Genomic DNA, 25,789 nt, shown 5'->3' with positions numbered 1-25,789 from the left:
AGTACGAAGCAATCATCAACCCACAGGTCGCACTCGCGGCCTAAATCAACGAGTCAACCGAACCTGCAGCAGTCCCGATCTCGCAAGACGGTCCGTTCAACGAGCACCTCATCCGCGACCATGGGGCGCAGTACCTTGCACTCGGCGCCGGCAGCGTTGCAGCGTTGTTCTGGCGATCCCAGCCGCTGTACCGCGTCCTCGGCATCGCGTGGGGCAGCTTTGGGCTGCTCCACTTCGCCTACCACGCGACCCACCTCGGGCACATGAGTGCGCGAGATGGCATAGCCCAATTGATTGTTCTGACCGTCGCGGCGCTTCTCGGAATCGCGATCGCCATTCCGGCACGCTCGAAAGTATCGGCAGGCTGAGGTTGCGGCAGCGGCGCGGCGGTCACTTCCCATCAGGCGACGGGATACGGATGGGCCGCACCGCCATTGTTGCAAATCCGCTGTCTAGTTCTGGGACGCGCTGCCAGAGCGGGTCCCCGGCGGTTCCGAATCGCGCCGAGTAGGCGGCGCCGATGGGCTGCACCATCATTTTGAGGGAGACCGCCGTGAGCCGGTGCCTCGGCCCAGCTGGCTCTATGACAGAGTTGAGGGATGCTAGCCCCAAGGGACATCGAGTTGCGATCCAAGCTCGGCGAACTGGAAGGAGCGCTCCGGAGCGCTGGCCAGAGTGAGTTGGAAGCCAAGGTGAGTGAACTCTGGGATCGCGTTTACGATGACACGGACTACGTCGTGCTCGGGGATGCTCTCTCGCTTGCTCAGCAGGTCCTAGAGCTTTCGAAGAACGCTCGTGAGTGGAGGAACCTGGCGCGCTGCGCCGGCATCGTGCAGACCGAAGTTCGGTACGCCTTCGCAAACTGATCCGCGTGACTGCAGTCGACATCTTCGTTCGCGCCTCCAAGCGCCTGCAGGCCATCAATGCCGCTCCTTCGGGTCGAGGACTCGGCGCGGGGTGGATGAGAAGCACGAGGCGACGCGGAGCCTCACCGTGAACGAGCTCGATGGCGCCATGCCGATCCCGGGGTTGAGCTCTCGCCGGTCTCTTGAAGGAGCGACCAGGTGGTCGTCGCGCCCCTGATGGATCGCGGCGAGCGCTCGTCGGGACGCGGTGTGCCGTTAGGAGATGTCGTTGGGCCACGAGATGATGTCTGGGTGCATCCGAACCTCGCTGTCGTACAGGACACGGCGGAGCTCCGAAAGGCGCGCGGCGCGTTCTTCACTCCCGAGCCGGTCGCGTCGTTCGTCACGAGCTGGGCCCTCCGCGACGCAGCTGACACGGTGCTCGAGCCGTCGTGCGGGGAGGCAGCGTTCCTGGAACATGCTGTCTCCCGGTTACGAGAACTGAGCGGCGACCCGAATCTCGTCCCCTCAGTTGACGGGGTGGAGATCCACGGACCCAGCGCTCACGAAGCTGAGCGCATTGTTGCCGCTTCGGGTGGTGAAGCGAACGTCATTGTGTCGGACTTCTTCCTCGTCGAACCGAGCGCCAAGTACGCCGCGGTGATCGGGAATCCGCCGTACATCCGCTACCAAGACTTCACGGGTGAGGCTCGGCTGCGGAGCCGGACTGCCGCGCTCCAGGCAGGCGTGAACATGTCGGGCCTCGCCTCGTCGTGGGCGGCGTTTACGGTGCATAGTGCGCTGATGTTGCGCAAGGGCGGCCGGATGGGACTGGTCGTCCCGGCCGAGCTCCTCAGCGTCAACTATGCCGCGGAGGTTCGGCGCTTCCTGCTCAGCAGGTTCAAGCGCATCGACCTTGTGCTCTTCACCGAGCGGGTGTTCGCCGAGGCGCAGGAAGAGGTGGTCTTGCTCCTCGCTGATGGCTACGACGAGGGTCGCGCCGATCACATGAGCATCTACCAGGCGCAGAACGCTGCGGCGCTCAACGAGACGATGGCGGCAACCACCTGGAAGCCAACCGACCCGTCTGACAAGTGGACCCCGTCACTGCTCAGCAGTGACGCGCTTCGTGCTTACAACGCCCTCTTGGAGGCGTCGTTCACTCCGTTGGAGACGTGGGGGGACACGACCCTCGGCATGGTGACCGGGAACAACCGCTACTTCGCGCTCTCGCCGGCACGTGTGAAGGAGCTCGGGATCGCGTCGAAGGACCTGATCCGGCTGTCGCCTCCCGGGAGCAGCCATCTTCGAGGGTTGACGTTCACGGAGCACGCGTGGCGGACGCTAGGCCAGCGCGGGAGTGCGACCTACCTCTTCCGTCCAAAGGGGCAGCTCGACGATGCTGCAGCTGCCTACATCGACGCGGGCGAGGTCGCGGGAGTGGACCAGGCCTACAAGTGCCGGGTCCGCAACACTTGGTGGCAAGTGCCGCTCGTCAAGCCGGCAGACCTGTTCCTGACCTACATGAATGCTGACACCCCGCGGATAACGACCAACGCCGTCGGTGCGCTGCACCTGAATAGCGTCCACGGGATCTATCTGAAACCAGAACACCGCGAACTCGGCCGCGCATCGTTGCCATTGGCGGCGCTGACCTCAATGACGCTCGTCGGCGCCGAGACCGTCGGCCGGTCCTACGGCGGCGGAATGCTCAAACTTGAGCCACGCGAGGCGGATCGCCTTCCGGTGCCTAGTCCGGCGGTCGTCGCCGCAGCCCGTGACGCCCTCGTCGCGCTTCGCCCGCAGCTGGCATCGCGTCTGCGGGCAGGCAAGCTGGTAGAGGCAGCCAAGCTCGTTGACGACGTTCTTCTCGTCGGCGAACTCGGCATCGCACGATCCGAAGTGAAGTCGCTGCGAGACGCCTACGCCGAGCTGTCGGCTCGACGGACCGCTCGGGGGCGTCGTGTCGAGATTTGAAGACCGGCTCCTCGCCGCGGTCACAGCAACCGGACCGAAGCCAACGGACGATCAGCTGCAGAGCGTAAAGAAAAACTGGAACCAGCGGCTCTCAGACAACCTCGCGCAGGCCATCGGCGCGGAATTGCGCGATCGCGGTATGGATACCGCGCTGCCAGCCGAGCCCGGCGAGGTCGGCGTCACCGGCGCCGAGCGACGTCTCGCCGGCGGCATCGGGGCAAAAAAAGTCGACGTCACATGGGCGACCGAAGAGAGCGGCCTGATTTTCGCCGTATCCGTAAAGTCAATAATGTTCAGGGATGGCTCAAGCAACAACTTCCAGAAGAACCTCACCAACAGGCGAGGAGATTTGCTTGTTGAGTCGGTAACGCTCCACCGGCGCTTCCCATACGCCGTCCTCTCGGCTTTTTTCTTCATCGATGCGGCCGCGGAACATGACGGAACTCCACGACGCAAGAGCACGTTCGAGAACGCCTTCCCCAGGCTCCGGCTCTTCACCCGGCGCCCCGACCCCTCCGGACGAGAAGAGCAGTACGAACGGTTCTACCTGATCCTCCTCGACGCGAACTCTTTCGCACCGTCGATCCGAGCCTTCGAGGTGCACGACAGCGAGACGGAGGTCAACTTGGAGTTCGCGCTCGACGACATGATTGAACTCATCGGTGAGCGGAACTTCGACCTCTATGACGGCACGGACGGAGTGATCAAGAAGCTCTGACCGCCGAGATCGATCGGCTGAGGAGTGGCACGCTAATCACAGCATCACGCACGAAACTTGCGTACAGCGAGCACGGGGGAGAACAGGGCTCATCGCGAAGAACACCGCATCTCGAAACGGAAGCAGGAGTCGGACGCGGGGTCGTCGGAGTCTCGCCATCACGAGGCGTTTGACTTCCGCTGGTTACAGCCTCATCGCACTCATTGCGCTCGTGGTCTACTTCGGCACCGACCTACCGGTATCCGCAAGTGAAACCTGTGGAGTGATCGGGATCGCAATCGCCGGCGTTTCGCTTTCAGCGTTCGCACAAGGCACGCTCGAGATCACCGGAGGTTCGCTTGCGTTGGGAAGTACCATTCTTGCATTTGTCTTCGCGGATGACCCGCGATGGATGTCACAGGCGGTCATCGTGGTGACCGCAATTGCGGTCATGTCGCCGCTCATCGTCTGGGCACCGCGCAGCGCGCGAGCGCGCACGCATCTCGAGAACTGGGCCCCCTCCCTGATCACAGTCTGGCTGGTCGTGCTCCTGACGTTGCTGGGCGGCTACCCGCCGTTTCGCTGAGACTGTGACGCCCGCGAGCTGATCCGGCGAGACCTGAACCTGTCTGTGGGGCAGACGCGGTCGAACGAAGCACGACTCATGATGCGGTTCCGGTGCAAGCGGACCGAGGCCTAACGAAACTCGCGGCCTTCGTGTGGCGGGTCTTGGCGCTACCGCGAGTCTCGCCGCGGGTGACTTCACGTGCGGCCACCTCACGTCGCGTGCGGTTGATGCACGCCACTGACGCCTCGATTCGAACTGGACCCTGCCGGGGTCGACAAGTCCGTTTTTCGGTCGCCGAAGCCTGATCTGTGAGCTAGTATCATGAACATTGGAGACAATAGTTGGGTCGGAGGCAAAGTGTCGAAAAGGTTCTTTATCTCGCATGCCTCTCCCGAGAAGCATGTCGCGCTCGAGCTGAAAGCCAAGCTCGACGGGGATGCATGGGTTGATCTTCACGAGATAGACCTCGGTGATCTCCTGTTGGAAGAGATCAGCTCCGGTAGCGAAGAAGCGACAGATTTTGTCCTACTCTGGAGCGCAACATCGGCCGCATCCAGGTGGGTGAGCTTTGAACTGCACATGGCCTTCATTCGCTGGCTCGAGGATAATGCTGTCGCCATTCGGATCATCTGCCTAGATGATACAAAAGTGCCACTATATCTTCGTCCGTTCCTGCAGGCTCGCGGAAAACGGTCAGCCGAGGAGATCGCGGCGGTCCTAATGGGCACCGTTCCACCCAAGACAGCTCGGCGAGTATTCTTCAACCGTAACACGGAGATTGGCCGAATTGAAGAGGCTCTTTACAGTCCCGATCGCGCCGCTGCGTTCATTTGTGGTATGCCCGGCAGTGGTAAGCGATCCCTCGCCAGAGAGGCCTTGAGTCGCTTAACGGTCGGAAGTGGCACCATTCGACGCGTTTCAGTGACAGCCGGCACAGCGGAGCCCGAGCTGAACCTGCTCGTGACAAGCGCTTTGGGCCTCCCTCCTGCGGCGGAGAATACGAGCCCCGAAGACGTAATGAAGGCTACCGACGATCTCATGGGTTCCTTCATGGACGAAGGTGGCATCTGGGTTTTTGAGGACGTCGAACACTGGTTGGAGGAGGATGGGGTGCCGGGCAGAATTCTCGCCAACCTGCTCGCCACTATCACAAGGGCGTCGGACTGGGTGAGTCGGCTGGTTATCTTCACCACTCGTAGGCGACCGACGCTGCATGACCTGGAGGATTCTGTTGACGCCTTCTTCCTTACCGGATTGGCTAAGCAGCACGCCATTCCGTTGCTTCGAGCTCAGGGTGCTGTAGGTGAGGAGAGCGAGCTGGGAGTCGTCGCAGAGGAGCTGGACGGGCACCCGCTCGCACTCGAAGTGGTGGCGCCGCGGCTGCCCCTTCCAGCCGCGGCATTGCGCGAGCAGCGCCATACCATCGCGACCGACCTTGTCGATCCAAACGCGGTGAGTGCGACCGCGTGGCGTCTGCTGGAGGCGCTCGCGCTCGTCGATGGCCCGGTCCCGGCAGAGGATTTGGCCTCGTTCTTGAGGCTCTCAGCAGACGATATGCAGGACGCGATCGCCCAGGCGGTTCAATACTCACTGGTCGCCAACAGTGATGAGGGAACTCTTGCGCTTCATCCCCTGCTCAGGGACTACTTCCTTCGCTCATTCCGAAAGCAAGAAAATCACGTTGGCCTGACGTCCGAACTGGCCGATCTGATGAAGCGGCGTCTAGATAGGGTGGCTCCAGGCGAGGCGGGATATGTTCCGACTCTACTCGCTACGGTTAAATTATTGGGCCTTGCCGGGCGCTTTGACGAAGCACGGAGCTTGAGGACGGGACTCATCGGAACGCTATATCAAACGGCCGTGGAGCTGTATCAGGAGAAGCGGTACGAAGAGGCATTACTCTACATCGACGAGGCGATCACGGGCGCTGAGGAGTCAGATCTAGCGTTGCGCCAGTTGCAGATGAAGACCCTTGCCTACCTCGGGAACCTTAAAGATGCGCGGTCGATCGGCGATGATCTCGTGCGTATGTACCCCCAGAATGCGGCAGTCCTCCGGGACCGTGGTCGTGTCGAGTTCATCGCTAGGAACTGGGGCGCAGCTATCAGCTACTTTCAGCGGGCAATCCCGTTCCGACACAACCCTGCTCAGCTGTGGTCCGACATAGCGCAGGCTCGGATGCGAATGAGCGACTGGAACGGTGCGGCTGTTGCGGCCCAAGCATCGATTGCGAAGGGCGGAGACACCCCGTGGACTCTCGCTCTGTATTCGGAGGCGTTGGAGCATCTTCAGCAGCTCTCCGAAGCTGAGGAGGTGATGACCAGGGCGGTCACCCGTGAACCGAACAACCCGGCTTATCGCCATCGTCTTGGCCGTATAGCGCTGCAGACTGGTCACCGGCAGTCGGCGATAGAGCAGTTCAAACGAAGTGTTGAACTCGATTCATCCTTCGTCCAGTCCTGGTTGTCGCTTGCGAGCGCATTGGCGGACGACGGCGATCTTGAAGGAGCACAGCGCGCACTTGCGGTCGGTAGGGATCAACCGGGTTCACCTGCTGCTGTCGCCCAGAATGTTCAAGCCAAGATTCATCTTGTGATGGGGGACCTGGAGGCCGCGCAGCAATCTATAGACTCGGCGCTAGAAGGTCGACGCGACGGACAAAATCTCGCTTTGGCGGTGCGCATCTGTATCGCGCGCGCAGAGTCCGGACTGATTTCTACAGGCCAAGCACGGGCCCGCATACGAGCTCTGGCGTTGGAGCTGGACGCGCTCAAGCAACTCCGATTCGTCCTCGACTACAGCCGAGAGTTCCCCAAGTATTTCGATTGAGAATGCTTCACCGTCGTGTCTCTAGCCCGGGGCACGGTTCATCGGTGAGCGTGTGCGCTGCAGCCTTAAGCCCCTCGTGCTGTGCGGCGCGGCGTCGGTCCGGGCGGCTGCTCATATGGTCGTGGTGAGGATCTACCCGACCCGGAGGTGGGTTCAAAGCTGAGAACGAGTGCGCCATTGTTTGGAGGACAAGTCCTGGAGTTCCGCAGGACAACGGCGATCCATGTCGCCCTGACCAGGGGTTTACTGCAGGCGACATGAAAGTCTGCAATAAGGCGGCGACAGGGAACCTGCAATCGCCTGAATCGCGCGGCGGGATGCGACACTTTAAGACGGCACTCACATCTGTGTTGTCGTCCGCCAGCTAACTTGTCCTACTGCCACGTAGCGTGTCCTGAAATACGGAGTTGGACAGGGTGTTTGGCAGCGCGGACAGCCACGTCGACTAGTGATGGTCCTCGCCGGCTATGCCGTCGAACTGCTGTTCACCCCGCTGGGCCTCGTCCCTACGAATCGGCATCTGAGCATCGTGGCGACCTCGATCAGCTGGAACTACACCACCTGGCTCAACATCGTGTTCCTGCTGATCGCGGCGTTCCTGCTGGCCGTGTTCATCCGCAGCGGCTCCTGGTCGATGCTGCGGATGATGAAGGGCGCACCCTACGACGGCGGCCACGACCACCCCGCACACGAACACTCCCACGCCTGACCGCGCGCCGCGATCGAGTTGACTAGCGGACCGGTCAGTGGTGGCCGTGGACGACGGCGTGCCCGAGGCCGCGGCTGATCATCCACCGGTTCACGGGCGTGGTGATCACGAATGCGATCGCGAGGGAGAACAGCAGCGCCGTCCAGAACAGCCAGTCGCTGAGCTGCGCGTCCATCGCGCCGGGGATCGCAACGATGACGGTGTTGTCGATCAGCTCCATGACCGCGATCGACACGGTGTCCGCGGCGAGAGCGACCTTGAACGCAGCGCCGAGGCTCAGACCCGACTTGATGACGCCGCGCATGGTGAGGGCGTAGCCGAAGATGAACGCGAGGACGATTGACAGGACGATCGTGCCGGCGTTGTGGAAGCCGGCGGCGGTGCCGATGACCATGCCGAGGACTTCACCGATTGCGCAGCCGGTGAGGCAGTGCAGCGTCGCTTGCGCAGCCATCGACCACGTCGTCGTCCCGTGCCCGCCGCTGTGGCCGGCGTGCTCGTGTCCGCTCATCTGGTGGTGGTCGCGCGTGTCCATGCTGCTCCGATCTGGCGCGGTCGACGCCAACAGTTCACATATACCCCTAGGGGGTACCATGCGTTGTAACGCGAAACTCCGCGCGATGTTCCCGGTTCGGCCGGTCGCGGCGGGTTCGGTGTGAATCCGGACACCAGGTTGCCGCCGCCCGCGCGGGTACCGCACCATAGAAGCGCTCACTCCACCCGTTTGCTCGAAAGACTGATGCTCACCACCACCACCTCACCGCGTCGCCGGCTGCTGTTGCAGGCAACGGCGACGCTGGCGTTGCTGCTGCTGGTCGGGTTCACGGTCCTGATGCACACGATGGCCGGGCACACCGCCGGCCACGAGCACTCGATGGCGACTCCCGCGATCACCGCCGAGCACGGCCACGGCGCGGCCGCCCGTCACGGCGAGCACGTAGCTCCTGCGACTGCGGTGCTGACGGTCCTCACCGACGCGGGCTGCGACAGTGGCCTGTGTGCGCTGATGTGCTCGTTGATGGGGATGGCGTGCGCGCTGACGATCGTGCTGTTCACGTGGGCGCTGCTGCGTGCACGGACCGGCGGCATCCTCGCCCTGCTCGCGCGGCTGCTCGCGCTGGCTGACCGGCTGCCGCGCCGCATCGCGGCACCGAGACCGCCGTCACTGACGGCGTTGCAGATCATCCGCATCTGATCCGCCCCCAAGCGGGATCCCACCCCCGATGGGTCGCCTCCGCATGCCCAGATCCGGGAGGCGTCCGCCTGGCCGGAACACCTGACGCATTCACGGGAACGGAAAGATCATGCACACCACCACCACGCGTACGCTCGCGATCGCTGCCGCACTGACCCTCGGCCTCACCCTCGCCGGCTGCTCCACCAGCAATAGCGGCTCCGACACGGGCTCCTCGTCCTCGTCGACGGCGGCTGCATCGGCGCACAACGACCAGGATGTGATGTTCGCGCAGATGATGCTGCCGCACCACAAGCAAGCGGTCGAGATGAGCGACATGCTCCTGGCCAAGGGCTCCGGCGTCGACATCGACGTCGCCAGCCTCGCGAAGCAGATCAAGGCCGCGCAGTCCCCGGAGATTAAGCAGCTCACCAGCTGGCTCAAGGGTTGGGGCGAGCCGGTCGAGTCGGAGCACTCCGGGATGGGGCACTCCATGTCCGGGATGATGTCCGACTCCGACATGAGCGACCTCGACCAGGCGTCCGCGAAGGACGCCGGGAAGCTCTACCTCGAGCAGATGGTCCAGCACCACAAGGGCGCCGTCGACATGGCCAAGACCGAAGTCGACAAGGGCAAGAACACCGACGCCGTCGCGATGGCGAAGTCGATCGTGTCGAGCCAGACCGAGCAGATCACCCAGATGCAGGACATGCTCGCGTCCCTCTAAACCCCGGCGTGGGTCGCGGCAGGCTCCCCCCTTCCTGCCGCGGCCCACGACCGGCCACACCTTCTCCCCCTGCTCGACTCGCGTTCGGGCACCCCACGTTTCGGCCCGACGGCCCGCCCCTCCTGGAGCCTGCCCGTGCCTCAGCAGCACCCCCAGACCCCCACGATTCCCGCACCTCGGACGCGCCGCGAAGCCCTCGCCGCCGAACGCGCCGCCGCAGTCCCGACCGCCAGCCGCACCCGAACCACGACGACCACTGCCGCTGCCCGGCTGGCGCTGCGGCCACTGCCGACCGTCGCGGCTGTACCCCTAACACCGGCCCGCTCACTGCGGTCGCGCGTTCTCGCCGCGGTCCCAATCACTGGTGCCGCGGCCGCGATGGCGCTGTTCACCGCTGCCGCAGCGCTGCCCGCGCAGGCCACGACCGGCCCCGCAGCAGTCGTGCCCGGCGTCGCTCCTGCCACCACCGGGCAGAGCTTCACCGCGTCCGGGCTGGCTCTCGCGGTCGACCGCGACGGGTACACGATCACCAAGCCGACCCCGAAGCCCGTCATCACCAAGACAGCACCCGCCTCACGGGCCGCGTCAACCGGGGGCGCACCGGCCTCGACGAAACAGAGCGTTCCCACGACCACGGGCGGCACGATCGTGAACACCGGAACCGGCGACATTCGCTGGCCCATCGCCGGAACCATCACCGTCAGCTCACCGTTCGGTCCGCGAAGCGCCCCGTGCGCGACCTGCTCGTCCATCCACCAGGGCGCGGACCTCACCCCCGGCGCCGGCACCCCCATCGGAGCTGTCGCTGCCGGCACTGTCCGAGTGTCGACAACGCACCCCGAGTACGGGCAGTACGTCATCATCGACCACCAGATCGACGGTCGCCTCGTGTCCACCCTGTACGCGCACATGATCTTCGGCTCCTCGCCGCTCCGACCAGGCGACACCGTCGCCGTCGGGCAGCTCGTCGGCCTCGTCGGCAACACCGGAGCGAGCACCGGCGCGCACCTGCACCTGCAGGTCATGCCCGGCGGCACCACAACCATCGACCCGATCCCGTGGCTCACCGCCAACGCCGGACGAACGCTATAGCACCTGGCCCCAGTGATGTCCGGCCAGCCATCCTTGGGTTCAGCCGGTCGTTGCAACAGCACCGTGAATCGGAGTGTTGCAGATGGGATCGAGGCTGGAGCACCGTGCCCGGGAAGCTAAGTTCTGGGAGCTACTCGGACAGGGCATGAGCAGGCCTGCTGCTTGCGATGCTGTCGGCGTGCATCCGCGTCAGGGCTACCGATGGTTCAAGGCCGCTCGAGGGAAGAACCCGTTCGAGCGCGCGTCTCGTTCGGGCCGGTACTTGAGCGAGGAGGACCGGCTCAGGATCGCTGACCTTCGCCTCGGTGGCGCAGGGGTCCGCCGGATCGCGGCTGAGCTGGGTCGGGCGCCGTCGACCATCAGCAGGGAGCTCACCCGGAACAGCTCAAGGGGCGGCGCTTACCGTCCCTACGCCGCCCAACAGCGGTGCCGGGAGCGAGCACGGCGACCCAAGCCCCGGAAGCTGGACCGGGTCGAGCTGGCCCTGCAGGTGGAGTTGCGGTTGGTGCGGAACTGGTCCCCGGAGCAGATCCGTGATGACCTGGCCCGGACGTTCCCTGACCGGCCGGAGATGCACGTGTCGCACGAGACGATCTACCAGTCCCTCTTCGTCCAGGGCCGCGGCCACCTGCGCGCTGACCTCCACAAACACCTCCGCACCGGCCGCGCCATCCGCCGACACCGGGGCGAGCCGCGGCGGGCGTCGTGGTCGAAGATCCGCGACATGATCCTCATCAGTGAACGCCCCGCCGAGGTCGACGACCGGGCTGTTCCCGGGCACTGGGAAGGGGACCTGATCGTCGGTATCAACGCCAGGAGCGCGATCGGCACCCTCGTCGAACGCACCACCCGCTACGTGATGCTCCTGCACCTGCCGAACGGGCACAGCGCCGACGCCGTCCGTGACGCGATGATCCCGACCATCCAGACCCTCCCCGAGCACCTGCGCCGCTCGTTGACGTGGGATCAGGGCACCGAGCTTGCCCGGCACAAGGACATCACCCTCGCCACCGACTTGGCGATCTACTTCTGCGACCCCCACAAGCCCTGGCAGCGCGGCTCGAACGAGAACACCAACGGCTTGCTCCGGCAGTACTTCCCGAAGTCCACCGACCTCAGCGTCCACAGCCCGGAACGGCTCCTCGAAGTCGCCGCCGAACTCAACGGACGGCCTCGCAAGACCCTCGACTACCGCACGCCAGCCGAGGCATTTGAACAGCTACTGTCGGACCCGACACAACCACCCGTTGCAACGACCCCTTGAAACCGCCATCGGTTATCGGACACCTAGTCGTGCCAAGGCAGCGTAGCTTCGGCTCATGTTCGCAGCAGGAGCAGAGGGTTGGTGGTGGGGCCTGCTCATCCTGCCGGTCGTCGTAGCAATCGGCTTCTACCGGGATCGCCGCAACCGGCGGAAGTGACCGCTGGCCGATCGTCCATCGAGACTCGGCTTACATCAGGACAAGCAATCTGGCAGTAGCACCGGACACCGACCCCGTGGCGGGAGCGTCGCCGCGCCAGCCCCGGACAGGCTGGCCGGCGGCCGACATGTGTCGTGAACGGAAGCCGGTCGGCCACCGGGACCTTCGGTCACGTCGCGGGTGCGGTGGGTCTGACGCCCTCGTTCGTCTTCGGGTGGACACGGGAGGGTCTGCGCCGCGGGCGGGTCCGGCGCGCGGCGCGCCCCCGCACCGTCGATCGCTGCGGTGACGTAGCCAGTCGGCTACGAGGTCGCCCCCGACGAGGCCCGCCGGCTTGCCGAAGTCGTCCTGCATGTGCGGCTGCTGCACGTGGCGCGCGTTGTCCGGCCCGACCTCGGGCGAAGCCGTACACGGCCACCGGGGTGGTCGAGGCCAGGACGTCGGCGGGGCGCTGGCCGTCGGAGACGGTGTCTTCGGTGGTGCTCCCGGCGACTGCCTCCTTCGTGTCGAAGTGACTCGGTACGTGTGCTCCGGACCACTGACAACGCGAGGAACGCCGAACGCTCCTCTGGATGTTCGGAATGCCCCGATGCACGTCCGAAAGAACCATCCGCCGTTCGGTTCTGGTGCTCGTGGTCGAGGTGATGCGCCTCGGCTCCTGACGACTGGGGACGTCGTCGTCCTCGCCTCCGGTGCCGCCCGCTCGCTCTCGAGCGCGCCGGGCGTCGCGGTCCACTCGTGCGACGTTGCTGCTGCCGAGGGTGCCAGGCGCCGCGGTGACGTCCTCCGTCTGGGCGAGGGGGAAGACCGGGCGCAGCAGCTCCGCTTCGGGCGGCGGCAGGTCCTCGGTCGGTGTGCCGCCGCGTCGGTGAGGTCAGGAAGACGTGCTGCTCGTCAGTGCGATCACGGCCGCACCGGCGTGCTGCAGGACATCGTCATCCGCGTCCGTGATCACGGTGCAATCGGCAAGCGTGAACGCGTGACAGAGAGACACCTGGTTGAACTTGCTGCTGTCCGCAAGCACGTAGGTGTGCTTGCTGTGCGCCTGCACGATGCGCTTCTTGTTCGCCTCGCGTATGTCGAACGTAGTCACCCCGGCGGCCGCGTCGATACCGGTCACGCCGATGAACGCCTTGTCGAAGTACAGGTCAGCGAGTTCCCGATCGGTGATCGGACCGGCCACGGAGCCGATCACGGGCAACACGTCCCCACCGAGAGCCGTGACGGTGACACCCGGCGACAGCGGCAGGTTCAGCGCATGCGTGTTCGACGTGATCACGTGCACTCGCGAACCACGGAGCGCCCGCATGAGCTCGGTCGCGGTCGTGCCCGAGTCCACGTAGACGGTGTCACCGTCGGAGACGAGCGCGGCGGCGGCTTCGGCGATCGCGGTCTTCTGTGCGCGGTTGATCAAGGACTTCGTCGCGACCGGCACCTCGCTCGCAGCGTCCTCCAGCCGGATCGCGCCCCCGCGCAAGCTCACGATCCTGCCCGTGTCCTCGAGGGCCTTGATGTCCCGGCGTACCGTCGACGGCGACGCGCCCGTGACGTCGATCAACGCCTCGATCGTCACCGGATCACCGGCGGCGGCCTGTTCGAGGATCAGCTGGTGTCGCTCAAAGGACTTCACTGGTGAGCACCTCGCGAGTTGGCATGCTGGACTGCGCACCGACACCCTCGACCGTGATCGACGCCACACGGGTCGCATCGACCGCGGCAGCTACGGGGTCGGACCCGTTGACGAGCGCATCGGCGAACGCACCGATGAACGAGTCACCGGCGCCGGTCGAGTCTACGGCGTGCGTGGGGACGGCCTCGATGAACTGGACACTGGTGCCGTCGGCGACGTAGCACCCACGGCTCCCGAGTGTGAGGACCACACCCCGGCAGAAGCGCTGCAGGTCGACCACCGCACGCCGCATGGCCGTGTCGTCGCGAACGTCGCCGAGGTCACGACCGAGGTAAGCACTTGCCTCGTCCTCGTTCACCACGAACCACGTGCACCGGCGCGTCACACGCTCGGCGACAGGCCGAGCGGGAGCGGCGTTGAACACGACCGGTACGGCAGCGGCTGCCGCCAGCTCGACGGTCCGTTCGTTCGCCTCGGCAGGGATCTCGTTCTGGATCACGACCACGCCGGCGTCCTGGAACAGCTGCGCGTTCTCATCGATCCAGCCTCGGTCGACTGCCCCGTTCGCACCCTCGACGATGGTGGCGTACACGTCGCCCTCGCCCACCACGTGGACGATGCCCAACCCGCTGGACTCTTCGGTCGGCCGCATGTGGCAGTCCACGCCCTGGCTCCGCAGGTTGTCGAGACACTGTCGGCCCAGACCATCAGCACCGCAGGCGCCGATGAACCGGACCGTCGCCCCGAGTCGCGCAGCCTGGACAGCCTGATTCGCACCCTTCCCTCCGAACGCCCCCTTCGCCCCGGCCGCAGCGAAGGTCTCGCCGCGGCGGGGGAGTCGGTCCTGGGTGACGATGTAGTCGTAATTGACGCTCCCGACGACCAAGACATCCGTGCCTGCCATGGGGACCTCCACCTCGTTGTGCTCGCTCATGCTCCAGCGCGGAGCGGTCGTGCGGCAAGCGGATCCCTGACCGCGTTGCCCGACAGGGAGTGAGCCTACGAAGATCTGACGTTCGTTGTCAAAGTTGAAGACGCAAAAAGAAAAAACTTGACCAAAGTTGTCAGACCGAGCTAGCTTCGCCGTCATGAAGTTCGCAACGCGCCTCAACTCCTTCGTCAGCGGCGGCGATGTCCCCGCTGCTCTCCGCCGCATCGCCGCGACCGAGGGCGTCGACTACGTCGACCTCAACTACCCCGAGCACTTCGAGAGCGTCGAGCCTGCGGCCATGAAGGCGCTCCTGGACGAACTCGGCTTGACGCTGAACGGCAACGCCACGCGCTTCCGCAAGCAGTTCGTCGCCGGTGAGTTCAGCAACCCGGACGAAACGGTCCGTCGAGCGGCGATCGACCTGGCGAAGGACGCGATCGACGCCGCCGCGACCTGCGGCAGCGACCTGCTCACCGTCTGGCTCGGATTCGACGGCTACGACTTCACGTTCCAGAAGGACTACGCGGCTGACCTGCAGCGCATCGTGTCCGCTTTCCAGGAACTGGCCGACCACCGCCCGGACTTCCGGATCAGCATCGAGTACAAGCCGTACGAGGAGCGTGTGCACTCGATGATCAACAGCTTCGGCCAGACGCTGGACGTCATCACCCGCATCGACCGCCCGAACCTTGGGGCGACCCTCGACTTCGCGCACATGCTGATGGCTGGCGACCAGCCTGCGTTCGGGGCGTCGCTGCTCCTCGAGCAGGGCAAGCTCTTCGGGATCCACCTCAACGACGGCAACAACGCGCACGACGACGGTCTCATGATCGGGTCCATCCACCCGTTCGAGACCATGGAGATGATCTACTTCCTCCTCCGCCACGAGTGGGACGGGGTCATCTACTTCGACACCTTCCCGATCCGCGAGGACGCGCAGGACGAGGCGGAGACCAACCGCGCCACCGTCGAGCTCTTCTTCGAGAAGGTCAAGGCCGTCGGTGTCGACCGCATCACCGAGGTCATCCGCTCGCAGGACGGCATCGCAGCGCAGCGACTGCGCAACGAACTCCTCGGCATCGGCTCGTCGAAGTACCAGGGCGAACTCGCCGTCTGACCATGATCCCGGCCGGCGCGCACTCCCGCGCCGGTCGGCCTCGCCTCTCCTCCCGATGGTGTGAACAGAAAGGCTCCCTCGTGAACCGCGTCCTCGACCGCATAGGACTGCCCCGAAACCTCGTCTGGGGCTACATCGGACTCGTCCTCTTCATGGTGGGTGACGGCGTCGAGCAAGGATGGATCTCGCCGTGGCTCGTCTCACGCGGCGTCACCGTCCCCGACACCGCCGCCCTGATCACGGTCTACGGAGTGACCGTCGCGATCGCGGCTTGGTTCTCGGGCGTCCTCGTGCAGACCATGGGGCCGCGCAAGGTCATGCTCCTCGCCCTCGCCGCGTTCTTGATCGGCAGCGTCGGGTTCATCGGGTTCGGCGTCACCACGCTCAACTGGCCGGTGATGCTCGTCTTCTACGCGATCCGCGGGCTGGGCTACCCACTGTTCGCGTACTCGTTCCTGACCTGGATCAACTACAGCGCCCCGCTGGAACGCCGTGGCCTCGCTGCCGGCTGGTTCTGGTTCATGTTCTCGCTCGGCCTCAGCGTCATCGGGCCGTTCTACTCGTCACTCGCCTTGCCCGCACTCGGGCACATCGCGGTGCTCTGGACCGGCCTGGCCTTCGTCATCGTCGGAGCACTCGTCGCGACGATCGCCAACCGGGCAACCGTCCCGTCAGAGGAGATCCATCCGTTCAGCGCGCGCGAGCTGTCGAAGGCGGTCACCCTGATCGGACGACCGACGATCTCGATCGGTCTCCTCGTGAAGACGATCAACGGGTTGGCGCAGTACGGCCTGCCGGTCTTCATGCCGATCTACCTCGCGTCCTTCGGCTACACGACCACACAGTGGCTGCAGATGTGGTCGCTCGTGTTCACCGTCGCGATCTTCGCCAACCTGTTCTTCGGCTACGTCGGCGACAAGATCGGTTGGCGACGCACGATCGGCTGGGTCGGCGGAGTGGCCTACTCCGTCGTGCTCGTCGCGGTGTTCCTCGCGCCGCACCTCATCGGCCACAACGTGGCCCTGATGACGATCGTGCTCTGCCTGTGCGGCGTGACGATGGCCGGCTTCGTGCCGCTGTCCGCACTCTTCCCGCTGCTCGCGCCGGACAACAAGGGCGCAGCCATGTCCGTCCTCAACCTCGGAGCCGGACTCTCCGCGTTCGTCGCACCAGCCCTCGCCGGTCTCTTCTTCGGATGGTTGGGCGCAGGCGGCGTCCTCGGCATCTACGCCGGGTTCTACCTCCTCAGCGCGATCCTCACCCCCTTCCTCAAGACCCCCGGCGAGAAGGCGTCACCCGACGCTGCTCCCGCGATCCGTGACGAACCCGTCCCCGTCAACAACTGAACTCCCTCCCACACCCACCCCGCGGCACCAGCGTGTGCGGCGCCTCCCAGAAGGTCAACGCAATGGCGCGAACCAGAACCGTGTTCTCCCTCTCCCTCGTCGTGGCGATCGCACTCGTCTCAGTGGTCGGCGGCGTCGTCGGCGGACGAGCCACCGTCTCGAACGCCGACGCGCGTAGCTCCGGATCCGCAGGTGCGGCCGCCGGAGTGAAGGTCGACGTGATCATCCGGGCAACCGACTCCGAGTACTGGCAGACCCTCCTCGCCGGTGCGGAAGCAGCAGCCAAGGACTACGGAGTCGACGTCAACACCTTCGGTCCGACATCGGAGACCGACATCGCCGGCCAGGTGCAGCTCGTCGAGAACTCCGTGGCGCGCGGAGCGGATGCGATCGTCGTCGCACCCAGCTCGGGCGAGGCCCTGAACGCGTCCGTCAACGCAGCCCGGAAAGCCGGCATCAAGGTGATCACCGCCGACACCCGCGTCACCGCCGACGTCGACGGCCACATCGGAACCAACAACGAACTCGCCGGAACCTCCGCTGGCGAGAAGATGTGCAAGCTCCTGACCGCCCAGGGGACGACCACCGGCAAGGTCCTCGTCGAAGCGCCGATCGCCGGCATCGAGGCGAACCAGCAGCGCGACGCAGGATTCCGGTCCGGTCTCGCCGAGGACTGCCCGAAGATCGACGCGAGCCTGCAGAACTACAACAACAACGACATCAGCACGGCCGCGTCGCAGGTGAACGACGCCATCTCTGCCCACTCGGACCTGGTGGGTGTCTTCGCGGACAACAACAGCTCCGGCGTCGGAGCGGCAACGGCGATCAAGGACAACAAGGCAGCGGACACCATCCCGGTGGTCGCCTTCGACTCCGACCCGGCCGAGAACGCCGCGCTCGAGGCCGGCACGATCGACGCCCTCGTGGTCCAGAACCCCTGGTTCCTCGGGTACCAGGGCGTCGTCGAAGCGGCCATGGCCTCCCAGGGACGCATCCCGCCGGCAGTCCTCGATCCCGGAGTCGCCGTGGTCGACCGCGACAACATGAACGACGCCGCGATCAAGACCCTGCTCAAGCCGCAGACCGCCGAGGTCGACAAGTGACGATCGTCGAGCCCGACGGGGCCGCAGTCCTGGAACTCATCGACGTCTCCAAGGCGTTCGGCACGGTCCAGGCCCTCAGCGGGGTGTCCCTGAAGCTCGTCGCCGGCCAGGTGCACTGCCTGGCAGGTGAGAACGGCGCCGGGAAGTCCACCTTGATCAAGATCCTCACGGGCGCGCTGCACCGTGACTCGGGACGACTCGAGATCGACTCCGAACCCGTGACCACCGCGACACCGTCGGTGCTGCGGGCCGCGGGGGTGCAGGCCGTGTACCAGGAGCTCAGTCTGTTGCCGCACCTCTCGGTCGCCGAGAACGTGTTCATGGGCAGACTCCCCTCCAGGTCAGGACTCGTCCGTGCCGGCGAGCTCCGCGACCGGTGCCGAGTCGCGCTCGACGACCTCGGCCTCGTCGAAGTCGATCCTTCGGCGACGGTGGAGCACCTGCCCGCGGCGACGAAACAGCTGGTCGAGGTCGCCAAGGTCGCGACCGCCGATCGAGTCAAGGTCATCGTCTTCGACGAGCCCACGACAGCGTTGACCGAAGCGGAATCGGATCGGCTCCTCGAGCAGATCCGACGGTTCAGAGCAGCAGGCGTCGCGATCCTCTACATCACGCACCGACTCGAGGAGATGTTCGCCATCGGAGACTGGGTCACCGTGCTCCGCGACGGGGAACTCTCGCAGAGTGGGCCCCTCTCCGACTACACCGAGGACACCCTCATCACCGCGATGGTCGGCAGGGACGTGACTGCGCTCTACCCGGACGAGGAGCGCGAGGAACGCTCCGAGCGCCTCACCGTCACCGGTCTCCGGCGAACGCCGGACAGCCCACCGATCGATCTCGTCGCCCGGGGTGGCGAGATCCTCGGCATCGGCGGCCTCCTCGGCTCGGGGCGCAGCGAGCTGCTCCTGAACATCTTCGGGTCGGACCCGATCACGGCGGGCGAGATCCGGGTCGACGGGCGGGTCGTCCGGCCGGACGGCCCCGGACCATGATGGACGCCGGTGTTGCGCTCCTCACCGAGGACCGGAAGGTCCTCGGACTCCTCCCCGAACTCTCGATCAGGGAGAACGTGACGATCGCGAGCCTCCGGACCGGTTCGCGGAAGGGGCTCCTGCCCCGGAGGTCACAGATCAGCGAGGCTGATGCACTCCTCGACAGCCTCCGGATCCGAGCCGGCTCGTACGACCAGCCCGTGTCCTCCCTCTCCGGCGGTAACCAGCAGAAAGTCCTCCTCGCCCGGTGGTTGCTCACCAAACCCAAGGTGATCATGTTCGACGAACCCACGAAGGGCATCGACATCGGCGCGAAGGGTGAGCTGTACGACGTCATCAACGGCCTCGCCCGGCAGGGTCTCGCAGTCGTGGTCGTCTCCTCCTACCTCCCCGAGCTCCTCGGTCTCGCCGACCGCGTCGTCGTGCTCCGCGAGGACGCCATCGCCGGTGAACTGCCCCGCGGGGCATCCGAGGAAGACGTCCTCCAGCTCGCCAGCGGTGTCACGCCGTCCCCCCGCAACGACCGATCCGACAACGCCGTCGGACAGAACACCTAGGGAGAAGCCCATGCCGAAACTCCTCTGGCGCGAAGCCATCGAGACGACCACCATCCGCACGGTCCGGGACAGTGGCACCCCCTTCACCGCGAGGATCAGCCCGAAGCCGAGGGTCGCCACGCTCGGGAGCATCGCCGGCCGCGAGAGCGGCGTCCTCGTCGTCCTGCTCGTCGTCTTCGGCGCGCTGACCCTGCTCAGCGACGACTTCCTCACCGCGAACAACCTGGCGAACCTCGCGCGACAGGTCTCGATCTACGGCATCATCGCGATCGGGCAGCTCCTCGTGATCCTCACCGGCGGGATCGACCTGTCGACGGGATCGATCCTCGGCCTGTCCGGCGCGGTCACCGCACAGCTGATCGTCGACGGCGTCCCGGTCGTCCCCGCGATCGCGCTCGGACTCCTCATCGGCGCCGCCCTCGGCCTCTTCACCGGGTTCGTCGTCACGCGCTTCAAGCTGCCACCGTTCATCGCGACCCTCGGCATGCTCGGCATCGCCCGCGGCATCGTCCTCGTCATCACCAACGCCAACACCGTCCAGGGGCTGCCCGACGGGTTCCAACAGCTCGCCAACGGCACGGTGTTCGGCGTCCCCAACCTGCTCATCCTCTTCGCCCTGGTCGCCGCGGCCGCCGCGTTCGTGCTCAGGCGGACGGTGTTCGGGCGCTACGTCTACGCCGTCGGGTCGAACGCGGAAGCTGCACGTCTCGCCGGCGTTCCCGTCAAACTCGTGACGGTCTCCGTCTACGTCATCGCCGGCCTGCTGTCCGCCGTCGGTGGCATCCTGCTCACCTCACGTCTCGGTGCCGGTGTGCCGACGGCTGGCACGGGTTTCGAGCTGCAGGCGATCGCTGCGTGCGTCATCGGCGGTGCCAGCTTGTCCGGGGCTCGCGGGAGCGCGATCGGTGCTGCCTGCGGGGCGCTGCTCATCGGCGTGCTCAACAACGGCGGCAACCTCCTCGCCGTGAACGCGTTCTCCCTGCAGATCGCGATCGGCGCGCTCATCCTCGTCGCGGTGGCCTTCGACCAGCTCAACAACCGTGCCGCTGCGAAGGAGTGACCGATGCTGAAGGGCATCGACCCGGTCCTGAACGCCGAGGTGCTGAGCGTCCTGATGGCGATGGGCCACGGCGACGAGGTGCTGGTCTGCGACGTCAACCACCCAGCAGCGTCCATCGCCGCACACACCGTCCACGGCAGCGTCGTCCACATCGCGGGATGCGGTATCGAGCGTGCGACGACCGCCATCCTCTCCCTGCTCCCACTGGACACGTTCGTCGATGCGCCGATCCGGCGTATGCAGGTCGTCGGGGCACCGGATCGGCTCGTCGACGCGCACCACGTGATGCAACGGGTCGCTGACGAGGCTGCCGGCGGGTCGGTGACCATGGAAGCGCTCGCACGGTTCGACTTCTACGAAGCCGCGCGCGGAGCGTACGCCGTCATCCGGACATCCGACCCCGGCCCCTACGGCTGTTTCCTCCTCCGCAAAGGGGTCATCGACGCATGAACAGGCACCATCGAGACGCATGAACAGGCACCATCGAGATGCAGGCGCTGGGGACCGCCGTCGGTTCGGTTGATTCGTTCGTCCCGGCCGTGAGTGCGACCTGTGGGTTGCTGGTCGGTTCGTACTCGACGGGCGTCGGCTTCCCGAGGCCGCGTCGTCGACGACTGCGGCGGTCGGTGCCCTCGAGCCAGTGCACGATCGCGTTGCGGACGTCGACCATCCGCCCCTCAGGGCAGCGCGTCACCCGACAGTGGTCGGCAGGCGGCCCGCGGCGCGTCAGAGCCGGCGCAGGTTGATCCACACCGCCCGCGCCGGCCGGTCGGACACGTTGCTCACGAGGTGCGCCCGCCGAGCACTGAACTGTGCGACGTCGCCCGCTGCGGCCGAGAAGATCTCGCCCCCGAGCTGCAGTTCGAGCTCTCCCTCGAGCACGACCCCGATCTCGTCACCCGGGTGCTGGGACGGCGTTCGGGCGTGGGAGGTGTGCGGATCGAAGTCGTCGACGTAGACCTCGATCCCGAGGTCCGCACGGTAGGCGGCGGTCCGTCGGTTCAGGCCTCCGTCGGTGACGTCGCGGATCTGGTCGCGGAACTCGACGATCGGCGAGTCATCCGCCCCGCTCTGTGCGAAGAGTGTCGTGATCTGGACCCCGAGCGCTCGTGCGATGGCGTGCAGGGTCCCGAGTGACGCGGTGGTCCGACCCCGCTCGACGGTGCTCAGCATCGACAGGGACAGCGACGTGCGTTCGGCGAGGTCCTGGAGTGTGAGCTCGTTCTTCAGGCGCAGGGCCCGGATCCGCTCCCCGATGCCGGCGACGACGGCGTCGAGGTCCTCCCCGGTCGGAGTCGACGGCGTCCACGACGTCGATGCCGGAGCGACAGCATCGTCACTGCTCGCGGACGCGTCCGGACTCGTCGGTGTCGATGCCTGCATGCGTCCATCTTCGTCGGCGTTCCACGCCCGCGGGAACCGGTGCGCCAGTGTTCACACAAGGAAACACGGCTGCAACAATGCGAATGTAACTTTTCGCATCAGAGTGAAACGTCCTGCTCGACCCCGACACGCAGAGGACTCCTGATGACCACGCACGCTGCCCCGCCTGCTCCGCCCGCCGACGCACCCGCGCCCTCCGTTCTCTCGGTGGGGTTCGGCGAGCGTCTCCCAGCCGGCCGCACGGCCCTCTTCGCGGTCCAGCACCTGTTGGCGCTCACCGGCATCTGGGTCTTCCCGAACGTCATCGGCAGCGCACTGAAGCTGTCCTCCGACGAGGTCGCGCTGATGATCCAGGCGTGCTTCCTGCTCACGGGCGTCGTGACGATCCTCCAGTCGAGCCGCGTGTTGAAGCTCCCGATCGTGCAGGGCCCGACCGCCGCCTTCATGGTCGCGATCATCTCGTCGGGCGCCACCTACGGTCTCGGGACGGCCTTCGGCTCGATGGCGGTCGCCGGTCTGGTCTTCATGCTCCTGACGATCCCGCTCAAGCGCTTCGGGCTCTTCGGACGCGTCAGTGCGTTCGTGTCCTCGCCGATCGTCCTCGGCACGCTCTTCGTCATCATCGGAGCACAGCTCGCGTCCATCGGGGCCGGCGGATGGTTCGGCACGGCCGGGTCGCCGTCCTACGGCCTGCTCGCGCTCGTCGTGACCATCGCCACCGGGCTCATCGTCCTGCTCTGCCTGGTCCTCGGCACCGGGATCCTCAAGCGTGGGGCGGTCTTCTGGGGGATCGTCGGCGGCAGCGTGGTGGCACTCCTGGTCGGCCAGTGGTCGTTCCCCGACCTCACCGCGGCTCCCCTGCTCGGCGCGCCCCACCTGCTGCCGTACGGCTTCGGCGTCTCGCTGCCGGTCGTGGTCCTCATGCTCGTCGCGTTCCTCCAGGCCGGCACGGAGTCCATGGGCATGTACACGATGATCGCCAGCTGGGGCGGCGAGACCGTCGACACCGCCCGGGTGAACCGCGGCCTGTTCGCCGAGTTCGCCGGCACAGTGCTCGGAGCGCTCTTCGGCGGCATCGGCACGACGTCCTACCCGGAGAACGCGGGCATCGTCCGGGTCTCCGGCATCGGCAGCCGCTTCGTCACGATGACCGCCGGCGGGATCGCCGTCGCCCTGGCCTTCTTCCCCCCGGTGAGCCTGTTCCTCGCGGGGATCTCCGGACCGGTCCTGTCCGCCGCCACGACGATCCTGTTCGGGGTCATCGCGGTGAGCGGGATCCAGATGCTCGCCGCGGTGCGCTGGGACGACCTGAACCTCGCCGTCGGCGCCACCGCGTTCATCGTCGCCCTCGGCGCGCAGTTCATCCCGACCGCGATCTCATCGGCGCTCCCGTCGTCGGTCGCGACCGTCGTGACGAGCCCGATGATGATAGGCATGTTCCTGCTGCTCGGCCTGCACGGGGCGGTCAACCACGGCCTCCGACCACTCCTCGCCCGTCGGGGCCAGCCGCGCCGCGTCGTCGCCCCGCTCGTCCCCCACACCGAAGGGAACCCCTCCGCATGACCACGATCACCGTCCACGGCACCGAGCGCACGGCCGACCCGCAGGGGTCGCTCCGCGACTGGTTCGACCCGACCCACACCGCGATCGTGTCGATCGACATGCACGAGGGACACCTGTCCGAGGACCCGGCCTGCCCGTGCCCGGCTCCGCGCGGGCGCGAGATCGTCGGTCCGATCGACGACTTCCACCGTGCGGCCCGCGCGCTGGGGATCCCGGTCGTGCACGTCCGGTCCGAGCTCCGCGCCTCCGGCATCGACGACGTCCGGGGCACGTCCGACAGCGCGTGGCGGACGACGTTCCCGCAGCACGTCGGACCCATCCCGGGCGCCGCGGAGCACGCGCTCGCCGGCAGCCGGTGGACCCGCTTCGTGACCGAGGTCGAACCGCAGGACGAGATCGTCACCGGGAAGAAGCGGCTCTCCGCGTTCTACCCGACCGACCTCGACTTCCTGCTCCGGCAGATGGGCGTCCGTGCGGTGGTGCTCGACGGCATCATGGCCGACTGCTGCGTGCTCAACAGCGCCTTCGACGCCTCCAACCTGGGGTACCGGGTGTCCGTGCCGTCCGACCTGGTGCGCGGCACCGACGAGGGCCTCGAGCGTGCTGCGCTGTCGATGGTGTCGCTGCACCTCGGCGTGGTGACCGCATCGGCCGAGCTGCTCGCCGCGTGGGCGTCCGCCGCGGTGCGCAGCCCGGGGCACCTGACCGCGTGACGGCGACCGAGGAACGGGGGGTCCGACCGGCCACGGGGCGTCCCGTCCGCGGGTCGTCGCCCGTCCCCGCCGCGGTCGTCACGGTCGGCACGATGGCGCTGGCGACCGTGCCCACACCGCTGTACCCGGCCTACGCACGGACCTTCGGCATCGACGAGACCGGCACCACCGTGCTGTTCGCGGTCTTCGCGCTCGGGGCCGTCGCCGGGCTGTCGATCGTGCGGACGCGGCGCTGCGCGCACTGGGCGGTCCGGGACCGCATCGTCACCGCAGCACTGCTCGGTGCCGCGGCGGCGGTGGTGCTCGCCGTCGTCCCCGGGCTGGTCGCCTTCGCCCTGGGTCGTCTGCTGAGCGGCCTCGGTGTGGGGATCGCCGCCGCGAGCGCGGTGACCTTCGTCACCGACCGCGCCCGCGCCGGTGGACGGAACGTCCGGTTCTGGGACGCCGTGACGCCGGGGCTCGCGATGACCGGCTTGTCGCTCGGGCCCGCCGCCGCGGGCCTGGTGGTCGGGACCGGTGCGCTCCCGCGGTGGGGACTGTACGTCGCGATCGCAACCGTCCTGATGACGAGCGCTGCCCTGCTCGCACACCGCGCCTCCCGTCCGGTCGCGCCGCAAGCGACCAACGACGGGCCACAAGCGACCAACGACGGGCCACAAGCGACCAACATCGAGCAACAGCCAGCGGCCGGACCGGACGTCCGCCCACGCACCGCACGGTGGCCCGACCGCCTCGGCGCGTGCACCGCGTTCGCCGTCACCGGCTGTTTCGGCGCACTGACACCGCACCTGCTCTCGGGAGGTCACCACCAGCCGAGCGCCACCGCGGTCGGGGTCGTCGCAGCACTGCCGTTCCTCGCCGGAGCGATCGGCGCCACCGTGCTGGCCGGGCGAGGCCGGTGGGCGTTCCCGCTCGTGGTGACCGGACTCGTCCTGGTGGCGGTGGCCACCCGGGCGTTCCCCGGGACCGTCCTCGGCACGGTCGGGTTCGCGGTCGGAGCCGCGATCGCCGGTGCGGGTGCCGGCATCCTGTTCAGCCGCTCGCTCGGCTCCGCACTGCGGAACGCGCCACCGGAGCACCGGGCTGTCGCCGCGTCCGACACCTTCACCTCCGCGTACGTCGGCCTGGCGGTGCCGGTCGTCGCCCTCGGGACGCTGCTCGGTGTCGTGCAGCCGTCCGTCGTGATCGTCGCGTTCACCGCCGTCCTCGCGGTCGTCGGGACGGTCCTGACGCTGCGGCCCGGTTCGCACCTCCGGGACGCGGCGGTCCGGCAGCGCACGTCAGCGCTGTGACGCCACCCGGTCCGGCCCGCCGCGTGGCACCCTGGTGACACCCGCCGGACGAACCACTCG

Annotated in this window: 25 protein-coding genes; 21 read left to right on the top strand and 4 right to left on the bottom strand. The window is 66.6% G+C overall.

What is annotated here, in order from left to right; genetic code table 11:
• The first annotated feature begins 164 nt into the window (after positions 1–164).
• The 7 genes from IEY20_RS05910 to IEY20_RS05880 all read left to right on the top strand — a co-directional run bounded on the left by IEY20_RS05910 (position 165) and on the right by IEY20_RS05880 (position 7,625).
• On the top strand, positions 165–368 hold the full coding sequence (locus IEY20_RS05910) for a hypothetical protein (RefSeq protein WP_175328409.1): 204 nt from the start codon (positions 165–167) through the stop codon (positions 366–368).
• A 231-nt stretch (positions 369–599) separates the two neighbouring features.
• Positions 600–866 carry a hypothetical protein gene (locus IEY20_RS05905; protein WP_175328408.1) on the top strand — a complete coding sequence of 89 codons (267 nt, stop codon included), beginning with the start codon at positions 600–602 and terminating at the stop codon, positions 864–866.
• Positions 867–1,157: 291 nt separating this feature from the next.
• Positions 1,158–2,822: an Eco57I restriction-modification methylase domain-containing protein gene (locus IEY20_RS05900; protein ID WP_229727896.1), complete on the top strand. Its 1,665-nt coding sequence runs from the start codon at positions 1,158–1,160 to the stop codon at positions 2,820–2,822.
• Positions 2,809–3,540 (top strand): hypothetical protein, encoded by a 732-nt coding sequence (locus IEY20_RS17040; protein ID WP_229727894.1) that lies wholly within the window; start codon positions 2,809–2,811, stop codon positions 3,538–3,540. Before IEY20_RS05900 ends, IEY20_RS17040 begins: the two co-directional genes overlap by 14 nt.
• Before the next feature lie 211 nt (positions 3,541–3,751).
• Positions 3,752–4,105: a hypothetical protein gene (locus IEY20_RS05890; RefSeq protein ID WP_175328407.1), complete on the top strand. Its 354-nt coding sequence runs from the start codon at positions 3,752–3,754 to the stop codon at positions 4,103–4,105.
• Between the two features lie 303 nt (positions 4,106–4,408).
• Complete coding sequence (locus IEY20_RS05885; protein ID WP_188888957.1) at positions 4,409–6,916, top strand: tetratricopeptide repeat protein; 2,508 nt, start codon at positions 4,409–4,411, stop codon at positions 6,914–6,916.
• 448 nt (positions 6,917–7,364) lie between these two features.
• A complete protein-coding gene (locus IEY20_RS05880; RefSeq protein WP_175328405.1) occupies positions 7,365–7,625 on the top strand; it encodes a hypothetical protein in 261 nt (86 codons plus the stop codon).
• Positions 7,626–7,659: 34 nt separating this feature from the next.
• Here IEY20_RS05880 and IEY20_RS05875 read toward each other — a convergent pair whose 3' ends face one another.
• A complete protein-coding gene (locus tag IEY20_RS05875) occupies positions 7,660–8,160 on the bottom strand; it encodes a DUF4396 domain-containing protein (RefSeq protein ID WP_229727893.1) in 501 nt (166 codons plus the stop codon).
• A gap of 204 nt (positions 8,161–8,364) precedes the next feature.
• Between IEY20_RS05875 and IEY20_RS05870 the strand changes: the two genes are divergently transcribed.
• The 4 genes from IEY20_RS05870 to IEY20_RS05855 all read left to right on the top strand — a co-directional run bounded on the left by IEY20_RS05870 (position 8,365) and on the right by IEY20_RS05855 (position 11,882).
• A complete protein-coding gene (locus IEY20_RS05870; protein WP_188888955.1) occupies positions 8,365–8,820 on the top strand; it encodes a hypothetical protein in 456 nt (151 codons plus the stop codon).
• A gap of 109 nt (positions 8,821–8,929) precedes the next feature.
• A complete protein-coding gene (locus IEY20_RS05865) occupies positions 8,930–9,526 on the top strand; it encodes a DUF305 domain-containing protein (RefSeq protein ID WP_175328403.1) in 597 nt (198 codons plus the stop codon).
• Positions 9,527–9,904: 378 nt separating this feature from the next.
• Positions 9,905–10,618, top strand: a complete 714-nt coding sequence (locus IEY20_RS05860; RefSeq protein WP_175328402.1) for a M23 family metallopeptidase — start codon at positions 9,905–9,907, stop codon at positions 10,616–10,618.
• A gap of 82 nt (positions 10,619–10,700) precedes the next feature.
• On the top strand, positions 10,701–11,882 hold the full coding sequence (locus tag IEY20_RS05855; protein ID WP_204620677.1) for an IS30 family transposase: 1,182 nt from the start codon (positions 10,701–10,703) through the stop codon (positions 11,880–11,882).
• Positions 11,883–12,913: 1,031 nt separating this feature from the next.
• On the opposite strand, the gene IEY20_RS05850 is transcribed toward IEY20_RS05855, so the two are convergent.
• The gene (locus tag IEY20_RS05850; RefSeq protein ID WP_083882048.1) at positions 12,914–13,747 is read right to left on the bottom strand and encodes a DeoR/GlpR family DNA-binding transcription regulator; all 834 of its coding nucleotides are present in this window, start codon (positions 13,745–13,747) and stop codon (positions 12,914–12,916) included.
• Positions 13,656–14,759: a ribokinase gene (locus IEY20_RS05845; protein WP_187289809.1), complete on the bottom strand. Its 1,104-nt coding sequence runs from the start codon at positions 14,757–14,759 to the stop codon at positions 13,656–13,658. Before IEY20_RS05845 ends, IEY20_RS05850 begins: the two co-directional genes overlap by 92 nt.
• Between IEY20_RS05845 and IEY20_RS05840 the strand changes: the two genes are divergently transcribed.
• The 7 genes from IEY20_RS05840 (at position 14,758) to IEY20_RS05810 (ending at position 21,228) form a co-directional block, all read left to right on the top strand.
• Entirely contained in the window at positions 14,758–15,717 is a 960-nt protein-coding gene (locus IEY20_RS05840; RefSeq protein WP_022903851.1) for a sugar phosphate isomerase/epimerase family protein, read from the top strand. The two genes, IEY20_RS05845 and IEY20_RS05840, sit on opposite strands and share 2 nt — an antisense overlap.
• Positions 15,718–15,797: 80 nt before the next feature.
• A complete protein-coding gene (locus tag IEY20_RS05835) occupies positions 15,798–17,063 on the top strand; it encodes an MFS transporter (RefSeq protein ID WP_204620595.1) in 1,266 nt (421 codons plus the stop codon).
• Between the two features lie 62 nt (positions 17,064–17,125).
• Positions 17,126–18,166, top strand: coding sequence for an ABC transporter substrate-binding protein (locus IEY20_RS05830; protein ID WP_175328399.1), 1,041 nt, complete (start codon positions 17,126–17,128; stop codon positions 18,164–18,166).
• A complete protein-coding gene (locus tag IEY20_RS05825) occupies positions 18,163–19,161 on the top strand; it encodes an ATP-binding cassette domain-containing protein (protein WP_175328398.1) in 999 nt (332 codons plus the stop codon). Before IEY20_RS05830 ends, IEY20_RS05825 begins: the two co-directional genes overlap by 4 nt.
• The gene (locus tag IEY20_RS05820; protein WP_175328397.1) at positions 19,158–19,718 is read left to right on the top strand and encodes an ATP-binding cassette domain-containing protein; all 561 of its coding nucleotides are present in this window, start codon (positions 19,158–19,160) and stop codon (positions 19,716–19,718) included. The genes IEY20_RS05825 and IEY20_RS05820 overlap by 4 nt, the downstream gene beginning before the upstream one ends.
• Positions 19,719–19,728: 10 nt before the next feature.
• Positions 19,729–20,778: an ABC transporter permease gene (locus tag IEY20_RS05815; protein ID WP_022903845.1), complete on the top strand. Its 1,050-nt coding sequence runs from the start codon at positions 19,729–19,731 to the stop codon at positions 20,776–20,778.
• A gap of 3 nt (positions 20,779–20,781) precedes the next feature.
• The gene (locus IEY20_RS05810; protein ID WP_022903844.1) at positions 20,782–21,228 is read left to right on the top strand and encodes an RbsD/FucU family protein; all 447 of its coding nucleotides are present in this window, start codon (positions 20,782–20,784) and stop codon (positions 21,226–21,228) included.
• Positions 21,229–21,504: 276 nt separating this feature from the next.
• Here IEY20_RS05810 and IEY20_RS05805 read toward each other — a convergent pair whose 3' ends face one another.
• Complete coding sequence (locus IEY20_RS05805; protein ID WP_175328396.1) at positions 21,505–22,161, bottom strand: helix-turn-helix domain-containing protein; 657 nt, start codon at positions 22,159–22,161, stop codon at positions 21,505–21,507.
• A 144-nt stretch (positions 22,162–22,305) separates the two neighbouring features.
• Between IEY20_RS05805 and IEY20_RS05800 the strand changes: the two genes are divergently transcribed.
• The 3 genes from IEY20_RS05800 to IEY20_RS05790 are packed head-to-tail and all read left to right on the top strand — an operon-like array spanning position 22,306 to position 25,729.
• On the top strand, positions 22,306–23,724 hold the full coding sequence (locus IEY20_RS05800) for a uracil-xanthine permease family protein (RefSeq protein ID WP_175328395.1): 1,419 nt from the start codon (positions 22,306–22,308) through the stop codon (positions 23,722–23,724).
• Complete coding sequence (locus tag IEY20_RS05795) at positions 23,721–24,437, top strand: cysteine hydrolase family protein (protein WP_022903840.1); 717 nt, start codon at positions 23,721–23,723, stop codon at positions 24,435–24,437. The genes IEY20_RS05800 and IEY20_RS05795 overlap by 4 nt, the downstream gene beginning before the upstream one ends.
• Complete coding sequence (locus IEY20_RS05790) at positions 24,392–25,729, top strand: MFS transporter (protein ID WP_308424189.1); 1,338 nt, start codon at positions 24,392–24,394, stop codon at positions 25,727–25,729. Before IEY20_RS05795 ends, IEY20_RS05790 begins: the two co-directional genes overlap by 46 nt.
• Positions 25,730–25,789 lie beyond the last annotated feature (60 nt).

The sequence above is a fragment of the Curtobacterium luteum genome (genome assembly GCF_014646995.1).
Classification (GTDB): Bacteria; Actinomycetota; Actinomycetes; order Actinomycetales; family Microbacteriaceae; genus Curtobacterium; species Curtobacterium luteum.
This window is presented reverse-complemented; position numbering and strand designations above follow the sequence as displayed.

Coding starts and splice junctions, on each gene's coding strand:
- IEY20_RS05905 (WP_175328408.1), top strand. CDS start 600: ATGCTAGCCCCAAGGGACATCGAGTTGCGATCCAAGCTCGGCGAACTG.
- IEY20_RS05885 (WP_188888957.1), top strand. CDS start 4,409: ATGAACATTGGAGACAATAGTTGGGTCGGAGGCAAAGTGTCGAAAAGG.
- IEY20_RS05875 (WP_229727893.1), bottom strand. CDS start 8,160: ATGGACACGCGCGACCACCACCAGATGAGCGGACACGAGCACGCCGGC.
- IEY20_RS05870 (WP_188888955.1), top strand. CDS start 8,365: ATGCTCACCACCACCACCTCACCGCGTCGCCGGCTGCTGTTGCAGGCA.
- IEY20_RS05865 (WP_175328403.1), top strand. CDS start 8,930: ATGCACACCACCACCACGCGTACGCTCGCGATCGCTGCCGCACTGACC.
- IEY20_RS05860 (WP_175328402.1), top strand. CDS start 9,905: ATGGCGCTGTTCACCGCTGCCGCAGCGCTGCCCGCGCAGGCCACGACC.
- IEY20_RS05855 (WP_204620677.1), top strand. CDS start 10,701: ATGGGATCGAGGCTGGAGCACCGTGCCCGGGAAGCTAAGTTCTGGGAG.
- IEY20_RS05850 (WP_083882048.1), bottom strand. CDS start 13,747: ATGCGACCCGTGTGGCGTCGATCACGGTCGAGGGTGTCGGTGCGCAGT.
- IEY20_RS05840 (WP_022903851.1), top strand. CDS start 14,758: ATGAAGTTCGCAACGCGCCTCAACTCCTTCGTCAGCGGCGGCGATGTC.
- IEY20_RS05845 (WP_187289809.1), bottom strand. CDS start 14,759: ATGACGGCGAAGCTAGCTCGGTCTGACAACTTTGGTCAAGTTTTTTCT.
- IEY20_RS05830 (WP_175328399.1), top strand. CDS start 17,126: ATGGCGCGAACCAGAACCGTGTTCTCCCTCTCCCTCGTCGTGGCGATC.
- IEY20_RS05820 (WP_175328397.1), top strand. CDS start 19,158: ATGATGGACGCCGGTGTTGCGCTCCTCACCGAGGACCGGAAGGTCCTC.
- IEY20_RS05815 (WP_022903845.1), top strand. CDS start 19,729: ATGCCGAAACTCCTCTGGCGCGAAGCCATCGAGACGACCACCATCCGC.
- IEY20_RS05810 (WP_022903844.1), top strand. CDS start 20,782: ATGCTGAAGGGCATCGACCCGGTCCTGAACGCCGAGGTGCTGAGCGTC.
- IEY20_RS05805 (WP_175328396.1), bottom strand. CDS start 22,161: ATGCAGGCATCGACACCGACGAGTCCGGACGCGTCCGCGAGCAGTGAC.
- IEY20_RS05800 (WP_175328395.1), top strand. CDS start 22,306: ATGACCACGCACGCTGCCCCGCCTGCTCCGCCCGCCGACGCACCCGCG.
- IEY20_RS05795 (WP_022903840.1), top strand. CDS start 23,721: ATGACCACGATCACCGTCCACGGCACCGAGCGCACGGCCGACCCGCAG.